The following is a 10,167-nucleotide window of genomic DNA, read 5'->3' as shown; positions in this document are numbered from 1 at the left end:
TCCGCGACGCCTCAGTGGGTGCCGGGTGATGTGGACTGGCTCCGTTTTACCGCGGCAGGGACGGGTGGTGTGGGGGAAGGGATTCTGAAGGCCGGTTGGGGTGGCTGGGTGGTGTCGGTGTGGCTGGCGAGGTTCCTGAGGTCAGCGGGTGTGGTCGGCTGGTGGTGAAGGTGGGACTCGTCGGCGTGAACGTGGGACTCGCCGGGCCGGAGTGTGGGACTCGCCCATGTGCTGTGCGAGTCCCACACTCAGCGAGGGCGAGTCCCACACTCAGACCGACGAGTCCCACACCCAGCTCCGGACACCGGCATTCGCCGTACACCGACACGACACGACCGGCCCTTGCTGCGGTAAAACGCAGCCAGTCCACAGCAACCAGCACCCACAGACGACCGAAGAGCCACAAAAGTGCCCTCCTTGCACACGCGCATAACCGGCGTGCGCAACCACCGCAACTCGCCGTCGAGTTGCGGTCACCGGCTTCCCACTTTTGCGCTTTTGCGGGGTCTCTTAGTTTCTAAGAGATCGCAAGTCGCCGTCGAGTTGCAGTGGTTGCGACACCAGGTGTGGGACTCGCCGACAGGACCCGCGCAACCGACGAACGGGTTGTCCTCCTGGACGTAAACCTTGACTTTCGAGTGGTCTAGTCCAATGCTGTTGAGCACTCCCCGCCGCCCTAGGAGCGCATATGCGACGCAGCAGATTGGCCGCCGGCGTACTCGCCGCGGCCGTGATAGCCGGAACAGCAGCGACCCTCACCACGACCGCCACCGCCGCGCCGAGCCAGGTCGCCACGACCGCGGCGCTGAGCAACAACTGGTACGCCGCCGCGCCGTACCTGATGCCGCAGAGCAACAATCCGCCGGACCCGACCGCGGTGATGGCCGCGACCGGGCTCAAGGCGTTCCAGCTGGCGTTCATCCTGGCACCCAACGGCGGCGGCTGCAGCCCGACCTGGGACGGCACGTCGGCCGTCTCCTCGGACACGAACGTCGCCGGGGTCATCAGCAGGATCCGTGGCGCGGGCGGCGACGTCTCCGTCTCGGTCGGCGGCTACGGCGGCACCAAGCTGGGCCAGACCTGCGGCAGCGTCTCCGCCACCGCTGCGGCTTACCAGCAGGTCATCGACAAGTACAGCCTCAAAGCGATCGACTTCGACCTCGAAGAGCCGGAGTACGAAAACACCGCCGCGATCGCCAACGAACTGGGCGCCGCGAAGCAGCTGCAGGCGAGCAACCCGGGCATCTTCGTCTCCGTGACGATGCCCGGCACCGCGGCCGGCACCGGCTGGTTCGGCACCCAGCTGCTCGATCAGGCGAAGTCGATCGGGTTCTCCCCGAACAACTTCTCGATCATGCCCTTCGACGGCGGCTTCAACGGCGGCGCGTCGCAGGTTTCCGCACTCGAGGCGTTCCACGGGCTGCTCGTGAGCCACATGGGCTGGGATAGCACGACGGCCTACGCACATGAGGGCTTTTCCGGCATGAACGGCAAGTCGGACGCCGCGGAAATGTTCTACCAGGCCGATTTCGAGACCGTACTCAACTACGCCACCAGCCACGGACTCGGCCGGTTCACCTTCTGGTCGGTCAACCGCGACCGCCAGTGCGGCTCGTCGACGGACAACGGCATCTGCAGCAACGTCACGCAGAACGACTGGGACTTCACGAAGTACAGCGTCCGGTTCGCCGGCGCGACCCCGCCCTCGACCCCGCCGCCGACCAGCCCGACCAACCCGGGCACCTGCTCGGCGGCGGCGTACCAGGCCGCGACCATCTACACCGGCGGCAACGTCGTCTCGTACAACGGTCACAAGTGGACCGCGAAGTGGTGGACCCAGGGCGAAGCCCCCAGCACCGGCGGCTCCGGTGTCTGGACCGACAACGGCCCCTGCTGACACCTGTTCGTGAAGGCCGGCTTCACCGCGTAGCGCACGCGGTGAAGCCGGCCTTCACGCATGTTCACCCGCTTGAAACGGTCAAATCAGGCGCGATTGCCGATTCCACCCGCGCGGGGACGTCGAATGCGAGACTATTCTCCGGAGAACGGGAACTGAAGGGACGGTCGGACACGTCCCACCCGGAGCAATCGGAGCAAGGGGAGGGCAGGAAATGGCCGCGAACGGGTTTTCCGTGGAAACCGCCGACCTCACGCGGTACTCCGCCCACAACGACACGATGTCCACCGACATCGGCACCGCCGCCAAGGCGCACCTCGCGAAGCACCTCACGCTGCCTGGGAACCTGTTCGGGGACCTCGGGTACGAGACGGGCCTGCACGCGACGGTCGGCGAGCACATCGACACGATGAACGGCCACATGTACTCGCTCGCGGGCTCCGTTGGCGACCTCGGCCGGTCGGTGAACACCGCGAAGGGCGACTACGACGCCAACGAGGAGAACCACAGCGAGCGGATCCGCTCGATCTTGTAGGTCCGGCAGATCGTTCAGAGGGGGAATCGGACAGTGGCGATCGATATCGCGTCCTACGAGGCACCGATCAAGGAAGCCGGGGCCAAGCTCCAGGGCGATACCGGCGCCGCGAACCAGGCACAGGGCGATCTGAGCAGCCTTTCGCAGAAGCTCACCACCTTCAGCACCCAGCACCAGGGCGAGGCGACCCGCCTGCAGAGCAACTGGGTCGGCGACCGCGGCGACCTGTTCGGGGTGAAGGCCAAAGAGCACACGGACGCCCTGGACGAGGCCTCGAACTGGGCAGGCAAGACGGCGCAGACCATCGGCGACGCGACCAGCCTCATCCAGCAGGCCCAGCAGGAGGTCACCAAGCTGCTGGCGGAGTTCGACGCGGACGCTCAGACGCTGGCCGGCGCGGCGGCGAGCAGCCAAGATCCCGGCGCGGAGCAGCAGGCCCAGGCCGTCATCGCGGGCATGTCGGCGAAGTACGCGAAAGAAGCCGCCGACATCGTGAACTCGGCGAAGAGCCGGCTCACCGACCTGCTATCGGCGATGGCGTCGACAGCGCCGTCGTCCGCGCCGGTGTCCGGCCCGATCGGCAGCCGGTCCGGTGGCGGCGGTGGAGGCGGCGGGCACAGCGGCGGCGGGGGTGGCGGAGGAGGCGGCGGCGCCGCGTCGAGCGGACCGCCCCAGCTGTCCCCGCCTTCGGACCAGTACGGCAGCGGCACGCAGATCAAGCTGCCGAACGGGCAGACGGTCAACGCGCCGAACGAACGCGCCGCGATCGCCGCGCGGGCGGCGCTGAGCAAGCTCGGCCTCCCGTATGTCTGGGGCGGCACCAACCCGAACAAGGGCATGGACTGCAGCGGGCTGACGCAGTGGGCGTACGGCCAGGCCGGCATCGGGCTGCCGCGCACCGCGCACACGCAGACCATCGGGCAGAAGGTCGACATCAACGACATCCAGCCCGGCGACCTGATCATCTGGAGCGGGCACGTCGCGATGTACGTCGGCGACGGCATGGTCGTCGAGGAGCCGCAGCCGGGCGAGAGCTGCCACGTCGTCCCGATGCGGACGACCAACTGCGGCGAACCGCTGCTCGGCGTGTTCCGGCCGTCGGCGTAGGCGGGCACCATGGCTGAGGACAACCAGCAACGGCTGGAAAACGGGTTCGCCGCGGCGGGTCCGATCAAGGGCGTCGCGACCGGTGAAGGCGTCACCGTGGAGGCCGGGGTCGGCGGCAAGCTGCTGTCGGTCAAGATCACGCGGCAGGCCATGCGGTACGGCGCCGACTACCTCGCGAAGTCCATAGTGGACACAGCGGCGCGCGCGACAGCCCGGGCGAACCAGAAGGCGAACCAGGTGTACGCGCAGGCGCTCGGTAACCGGAGCGAGCGCTACACCGAGCAGCTCGGGCTGTCCTACGACCCTTCGCTCGTCCACGACAACCATGGCGAAGACGACTTCGAAGAGATGTGGACACGCCGATGAGCGACCGCCGGACCACCGAAGAGCTGCTGGCGGCGGCCGAGGAGCGGCTGACGCTGACAGAGCAGCTCCCCGGCAAGCTCGCGTCGGTCCGCGGCTGGGCGAACAACGGCGACGAGAACGTGTGTGTCACCGTCGACGTCCACGGCTCGGTCAAGGAGCTGAAGCTGGCAGAATCGGCCCTGGACCTGGGCCCCGACGCGCTCGGGGAGGAGATCGTGCGCCTCGCCGGCGATGCACAGAAGGCGGCGCTGCGCCAGGGTGTCGACACTCTGGGCCAGGCCATGGGCGACGCCGCCGCGCTCGCCATGCTGCGCTCCACCGGCCTGGCCGACCTCGTCGACGAGGACGCGGAGGTCCTCCCCTACGTCCCCGGCGTCGACCCCAACGCCCACACCTGGAACGTCATCCCACCCGGCTCCTGACCCGCGTGTGCGGCGGGTTACTCGTCGAAGTCGACGGTGAGGGTGCCGGAGACGGGGAGGGTCTGGCAGGTGAGGACGAAGCCTGCGTCCACTTCGGACTTCTCCAGTGCGAAGTTGCGGCGCATGTTGACCTCGCCGCCGGTGACCTTCGCCCGGCAGGTGCCGCAGACGCCGCCCTTGCACGCGAACGGCAGGTCCGGTCGGGAGCGCTGGGCACCGTCCAAAAGCGACACATCGCGGGGCAGGGTCAGCGTCGACGTGCGGCCGTCGAGGATGACGGTCACTTCGCTCGACGCGCCTTCGATGCCGGCTTCTTCGTGTCGCACGGGCTCGGGCGGCAGGTCGTCGACGTAGAACAGTTCCTGGTGCACGCGTTCGACGGGCACGCCGAGTTCGGCCAGCAGCGATTGCGCTCCGGTGACCATCGTGAACGGCCCGCACAACCACCAGTGCGCGACGTCCTCGACTCCGATCAGCGCCGCGAACAGGCTGCGCAGCTTGTCGACGTCGAGCCGTCCGGTGAACAGATCCGCCTCGCGCGGCTCCCGCGAAAGCACGTGGACCAGCTCGAACCGGCTCGGGCTGAAGTCTTTCAGGTCCGCCAGCTCGTCGGCGAACATGACCGTGTTGGTGCGCCGGTTGCCGTACAGCACGGTCACCGTCGCATCCGGGTTCTTCAACAACGACGCCGCGATCGACAGCACCGGGGTGATACCCGACCCGGCCGCGATCAACACGTGATGCGCGGCCGTCGCCAGATCCGGCGTGAACGAACCGGTCGGCGCCTGGACTTCGATCTCGTCGCCCGCACGGACGTCGCGCACGAGCCAGCCGGAGAACAGCCCACCCGGCACTTCACGCACACCGACGCGCGGCCGCTCCCCCGCCGCCGCGCAGATCGAGTACGACCGGCGCTCGTCGCGGCCATCGACCTCGCGCCGCAGCGTCAGCGACTGGCCGGGCAGGAACCGGAACTCCTCGGCGTGCTCGGCCGGTACGTCGAAGGTGACCGCGACGGCGTCGTCGCACAGCTTCTGCACGTCGGCCACGGTCAGGGTGCGGAAACCGGTCCGCCGCGTGGTGGTCGGGGCGCTCACGTTAGATCTCCTTGACGTGTTCGAACGGCTCGAGACAGGACCGGCAGCGCCGCAACGACCGGCACGCCGTGGCGCTGAACCGCGACAGCTCCTCGGTGTCCACACTGGAGCAATGCGGGCAGTGGATCCTCGACGCCGGCGCGCTGAGCGTCAACGGAATCGGCCCGCTGACGGCCCCGGGTGCGGCACCCGGAGGCGAAATCCCGGCCTCAGCGAGCTTCCGCTTGCCCTCGTCGGTGATCCAGTCCGTGCTCCACGCCGGCGCCAGCACCGTGCGGATCTCGATCTCGCGGTACCCGGCGCGCAGCAACGCGTGCTCGAGGTCGTCGCGCATGGTGTCCATCGCCGGGCAGCCGGTGTACGTCGGCGTGATCGAGACGACGACGCGTCCGTCCGATTCGGACACTTCGCGCAGCACCCCGAGATCGGCGAGGGTGATCATCGGCAGCTCGGGATCGGTGACCTGGCCGGCGACGGCGAGCGCGCTCACAGTGCTCACAGTGCTCACCACGTTGCGTCCGGATGCGCCCGCGCCACGCTCTGCAGCTCTTCCAGCAGCGATTCCAACGCTTCGGTATGCGATCCGTCGCGTCCGAGCAGCTCTTGCCGCTCGTTGACCGACGGCCATTCCAGCTTCGCGGCCGAGAACACCTGCGCCAACACGCCGTCGAACTCCGCGCGCAACTCAGCAGGGTCGACGCCGACACTCAATTCAGCCGGATGCGCCAGGAAAAGCTCGCCGACCAGCGGCCAGGTCGCGTCGAGGCCTTCCTGCATCCGCTCGTGGGACAGCTCGGTGCCGTCACCGAGCCGGACCATCCACTGTGCCGCGTAGTCGCGGTGGTACGTCAGTTCCTTGACGCCCTTGGCCGCGATGGCGGCCAGCACCGGGTCCACAGAGGACAGAATTCGCTGGAACAACGCGAGCCGCCACGTGCTGAACACGAGCAGACGGGCGATCAGGTGTCCGAAGTGGCCACCGCCTGTCTCGGCGAGGTGGACGTTGCGGAACTCCGTCGCGCCACGGAAGTACGCGAGCGCATCTTCGTCACGGCCGCTGCCATCGGCCTTGCCGGCGCGAGCGAGCAGGAACCTGGCCTGACCCAGCAGGTCGAGAGCGATGTTGGCGATCGCCACCTCGTCCTCGAGCTCGGGCGCCGCGGTGCACCACTCCTGCAGCCGGTGCGACATGATCAGCGCGTCGTCCCCGAGCATCAGGCAGTACGCCGCCAGCTCGGCGCCGTCCACACCGGACGGAACCGTGGTGTCCATTCCGGACAGCGGGTCGTCGAACCCGGTGCCGAAGGCCCAGTGCGTGTCGTCAGCACTCTCGCCGAGTGCCTCGTAGGCGTTGTCGAAGCTCATCACATGTGCGGAACGTTGTCGGGGATGTCGTAGAACGTCGGGTGCCGGTACACCTTGTCACCGCTGGGCGCGAAGAACGGGTCCTTCTCGTCCGGGCTCGACGCGGTGATGTCGGCGGCCTTGATCACCCAGATGCTCACGCCTTCGTTGCGCCGCGTGTAAAGGTCTCGGGCGTGATGCAGCGCCATCTCGTCGTCGGCGGCGTGCAGCGAGCCGACGTGGACGTGGTTCAGCCCCCGCTTGCCCCGGACGAACACCTCGTACAGCGGCCATTCGTGCCGTATCGATGGCGACTCAGCGGGGGTACGTACTTTGTCGCTCATCACGCCTCCTTCTTCTTCGCGTGCGCTGTCGCGGCCTCGCGGACCCACGCGCCGTCTTCCTGTGCCTTGCGGCGATTCGCGATCCGCTCGGCGTTGCACGGGCCGTCGCCACTGATCACGCGCTTGAGCTCGGACCAGTCGATCGGCCCGAAGTCATAACTCTCGCGCTCGGCGTTCCACTTGAGCTCCGGGTCCGGGAACGTGACGCCGAGCGCCTCGGCCTGCGGAACCGACATGTCGACGTACCGCTGCCGCAGCTCGTCATTGGTGTGGCGCTTGATCTTCCAGGCCATCGACTGCGCGGTGTTGGGCGAGTCGTCGTCGGGCGGCCCGAACATCATCAGCGACGGCCACCACCACCGGTTGACCGCGTCCTGCACCATGTCCCGCTGTGCCTGCGTGCCGCGCATCATCGTCATCAGCAGCTCGAAACCCTGCCGCTGGTGGAAGGACTCCTCCTTGCAGATGCGGATCATGCCGCGCGCGTACGGCCCGTAAGAGCTGCGGCACAAGGGAACCTGGTTGCAGATCGCCGCGCCGTCGACCAGCCAGCCGATGACGCCGACGTCGGCGAACGTCGGGGTCGGGTAGTTGAAGATCGACGAGTACTTCTGCCGCCCGCTGATGAGCTTGTCGGTGAGGTCGGCACGGTCCGCGCCGAGCGTCTCCGCCGCCGAGTACAGGTACAGCCCGTGCCCGGCCTCGTCCTGCACCTTCGCCAGCAGGATCGCCTTGCGCCGCAAGGAAGGCGCCATGGTGATCCACTTGCCCTCGGGCTGCATGCCGATGATCTCCGAATGCGCGTGCTGCGCGATCTGGCGGACCATCGTCTTGCGGTACGCCTCGGGCAGCCAGTCGCGCGGTTCGATGCGCTGGTCGCGCGAGAGCGTGTGCTCGAAGTCCTTCTCGAGTTCAGCCTCAGTCATCACAGCAGTCACGAGAGCTCCTTCGCCACCAGCGTCAGCACGTCATACTTCGCGACGGACTCGCCGGCCGCGTTGACAACGTCGGCGTCCCAACGAACTTCGCCGTAGTCGTTGCTGTCACGCGGCGTGATCTGCTTCGCGGTCAACGTCACCGTCAGCTCGTCACCCGGCTTGACCGGCGTGAGGAACCGCAGGTTCTCAAGGCCGTAGTTCGCCAGCACCGGGCCGGGCTCAGGCGAGACGAACAGGCCCGCCGCGAACGACAGGATCAGGTATCCATGCGCCACGATCCCGCCGAAGAACGGGTTCGCCGCAGCAGCCTCGGGGTCGGTGTGTGCGTAGAACGTGTCACCGGTGTACTCCGCGAAGTGGTCGACGTCGGCCTGCGTAACCGTGCGCGAACCAGTGACAACGGCGTCGCCCACCTTCAGCTCGGCCAGCGACTTCCGGAACGGGTGGACGTCGGAGATCGTGCGCTCGGCACCCGGAACCCACTGGCCGGTGACCGAGCCGAGGACCTTGGGACTGCCTTGGATGGCGGTGCGCTGCATGTGATGCAGGACGCCGCGAATGCCACCCATCTCCTCGCCGCCGCCGGCCCGCCCGGGGCCACCGTGGACGAGCTGCGGCATCGGCGAACCGTGACCCGTCGACTCCTTCGCGTCATCGGCGTCGAGCACCAGCAGGCGGCCGTGCCACGGCGCGAGACCGAGGACGACCTCGCGCACGAACTCGCCGTCGGCGCTGACGATCGAGCCGGCAAGGCTGCCCAGACCGCGTGCGGCGTAGTCGATGACCTGCGCTGTCGAGGTGTACGGCAGCAGCGTCGACACCGGGCCGAACGCCTCGACCTCATGCGGCTCGGCGCGCTCGGGGTCGGCCTTGAGCAGGATCGGCGAAAGGAACGCGCCACGTTCCGCGTCCGCGTCGACGACGTCGACCTGATCGGGGTTGCCGAACACGATGCTCCCGGCGTCGAGCAGGGACTTCAGCGAGCGGCGGACCTCCTCGCGCTGCTCCAGACTGGCCAACGCGCCCATCCGGACGCCTTCGGACGTCGGGTTGCCGACGGTCACCTTCGCGAGCCTCGCGCTCGCGGCGGCCGCGACGTCGTCGAGGAGCTCGGCTGGCACGAACGCACGCCTGATTGCCGTGCACTTCTGGCCGGCCTTGACGGTCATTTCGCTGGTCAGCTGCTTGACGAACAGGTCGAACTCGGTGGTGCCGGGCTTCGCGTCCGGGCCGAGGATCGAGCAGTTCAGCGAGTCGGCCTCGCCGTTGAACCTGACCGAATTGCGCACGATAGCCGGGTGCGCGCGGAGCTTCTGCGCGGTCGACGCGGACCCGGTGAACGACACGAGGTCCTGGGCGGTGACGTGGTCGAGCAGGTCGCCGACGCTGCCGGCGACGAACTGCAGCGTGCCCTCGGGCAGGATGCCGGACGAGATGATCAGCTCGACCAGCCGCGCGGTGAGGTACGCGGTCTGGCTGGCGGGCTTGACCAGGCTCGGGACGCCGGCGAGGAACGCGGGCGCGAACTTCTCGAGCGGGCCCCACACGGGGAAGTTGAACGCGTTGATCTGTACGGCGACGCCCCGCAGCGGGGTCGCGATGTGCTGGCCGACGAAGGTGCCGCCCTTGCTCAGCGGCTCGACCGCGCCGTCGACGTAGACCGTGGAGTTGGGCAGCTCGCGCTTGCCCTTGCTGCCGTACGACAACAGGACGCCGATGCCGCCGTCGATGTCGAACTTGGAGTCGCCGAGCGTCGCGCCGGTGCGCGCCGACAGCGCGTACAGCTCGTCGCGGTGCTCCCGCAGGTGCGAGCCGAGCGCCTTGAGCAGCGCGGCACGCTGGTGGAACGTCAGCTCCCGCAGGGCAGGGCCACCGACACCGCGGCCGTACTCCAGCGCGGCGGCCATGTCGATGCCTGCCGAGGAGACGCTGGCGACCTCCTCGCCCGTCGTGGCGTCGTGCAGCGGAACACCGGCGTCGGACGCCGTGTGCCAACCACCGGAGACGTAACTACGCAGCAAAGCCATCCGACCCGCACCCTTCAGCTGAATAACCAACCGTACGTTCAGTAATTCCACTGTAGCCGCTGGCCACCCGATCCGTAAAGGGCGACCAGC

11 protein-coding genes are annotated in these 10,167 nt (G+C 68.2%); 5 read left to right on the top strand and 6 right to left on the bottom strand.

Features of this window, described 5'->3' with window-relative positions; all coding sequences use genetic code 11:
• The first annotated feature begins 688 nt into the window (after positions 1 to 688).
• From JWQ81_RS26155 to JWQ81_RS26135, 5 genes are all read left to right on the top strand, one after another.
• Positions 689 to 1,897: a chitinase gene (locus JWQ81_RS26155; protein WP_297545510.1), complete on the top strand. Its 1,209-nt coding sequence runs from the start codon at positions 689 to 691 to the stop codon at positions 1,895 to 1,897.
• Positions 1,898 to 2,111: 214 nt separating this feature from the next.
• The gene (locus tag JWQ81_RS26150; RefSeq protein ID WP_297545508.1) at positions 2,112 to 2,432 is read left to right on the top strand and encodes a hypothetical protein; all 321 of its coding nucleotides are present in this window, start codon (positions 2,112 to 2,114) and stop codon (positions 2,430 to 2,432) included.
• Between the two features lie 33 nt (positions 2,433 to 2,465).
• Positions 2,466 to 3,539 carry a C40 family peptidase gene (locus tag JWQ81_RS26145; protein ID WP_297545507.1) on the top strand — a complete coding sequence of 358 codons (1,074 nt, stop codon included), beginning with the start codon at positions 2,466 to 2,468 and terminating at the stop codon, positions 3,537 to 3,539.
• A 9-nt stretch (positions 3,540 to 3,548) separates the two neighbouring features.
• Complete coding sequence (locus JWQ81_RS26140) at positions 3,549 to 3,905, top strand: hypothetical protein (RefSeq protein WP_297545506.1); 357 nt, start codon at positions 3,549 to 3,551, stop codon at positions 3,903 to 3,905.
• Positions 3,902 to 4,327 carry a YbaB/EbfC family nucleoid-associated protein gene (locus tag JWQ81_RS26135; protein WP_297545504.1) on the top strand — a complete coding sequence of 142 codons (426 nt, stop codon included), beginning with the start codon at positions 3,902 to 3,904 and terminating at the stop codon, positions 4,325 to 4,327. Before JWQ81_RS26140 ends, JWQ81_RS26135 begins: the two co-directional genes overlap by 4 nt.
• A 17-nt stretch (positions 4,328 to 4,344) precedes the next feature.
• On the opposite strand, the gene paaE is transcribed toward JWQ81_RS26135, so the two are convergent.
• From paaE to paaZ, 6 genes are read right to left on the bottom strand one after another with little or no spacing between them, the layout of a single operon-like run.
• The gene (paaE, locus tag JWQ81_RS26130; RefSeq protein ID WP_297545501.1) at positions 4,345 to 5,424 is read right to left on the bottom strand and encodes a 1,2-phenylacetyl-CoA epoxidase subunit PaaE; all 1,080 of its coding nucleotides are present in this window, start codon (positions 5,422 to 5,424) and stop codon (positions 4,345 to 4,347) included.
• 1 nt (position 5,425) lies between these two features.
• Entirely contained in the window at positions 5,426 to 5,923 is a 498-nt protein-coding gene (gene paaD, locus JWQ81_RS26125) for a 1,2-phenylacetyl-CoA epoxidase subunit PaaD (RefSeq protein ID WP_297545499.1), read from the bottom strand.
• 5 nt (positions 5,924 to 5,928) lie between these two features.
• Positions 5,929 to 6,789 (bottom strand): 1,2-phenylacetyl-CoA epoxidase subunit PaaC, encoded by an 861-nt coding sequence (gene paaC / locus JWQ81_RS26120; RefSeq protein WP_297545497.1) that lies wholly within the window; start codon positions 6,787 to 6,789, stop codon positions 5,929 to 5,931.
• The gene (gene paaB, locus JWQ81_RS26115; RefSeq protein WP_297545495.1) at positions 6,789 to 7,112 is read right to left on the bottom strand and encodes a 1,2-phenylacetyl-CoA epoxidase subunit PaaB; all 324 of its coding nucleotides are present in this window, start codon (positions 7,110 to 7,112) and stop codon (positions 6,789 to 6,791) included. The genes paaC and paaB overlap by 1 nt, the downstream gene beginning before the upstream one ends.
• Positions 7,112 to 8,050, bottom strand: coding sequence for a 1,2-phenylacetyl-CoA epoxidase subunit PaaA (paaA, locus tag JWQ81_RS26110; RefSeq protein WP_297545493.1), 939 nt, complete (start codon positions 8,048 to 8,050; stop codon positions 7,112 to 7,114). The genes paaB and paaA overlap by 1 nt, the downstream gene beginning before the upstream one ends.
• A complete protein-coding gene (gene paaZ, locus JWQ81_RS26105; protein WP_297545491.1) occupies positions 8,047 to 10,077 on the bottom strand; it encodes a phenylacetic acid degradation bifunctional protein PaaZ in 2,031 nt (676 codons plus the stop codon). The genes paaA and paaZ overlap by 4 nt, the downstream gene beginning before the upstream one ends.
• Between the last annotated feature and the right edge of the window lie 90 nt (positions 10,078 to 10,167).

Origin of the sequence: Amycolatopsis sp. (genome assembly GCF_025464955.1) — a bacterium.
Classification (GTDB): domain Bacteria; phylum Actinomycetota; class Actinomycetes; order Mycobacteriales; family Pseudonocardiaceae; genus Amycolatopsis.
This window is presented reverse-complemented; position numbering and strand designations above follow the sequence as displayed.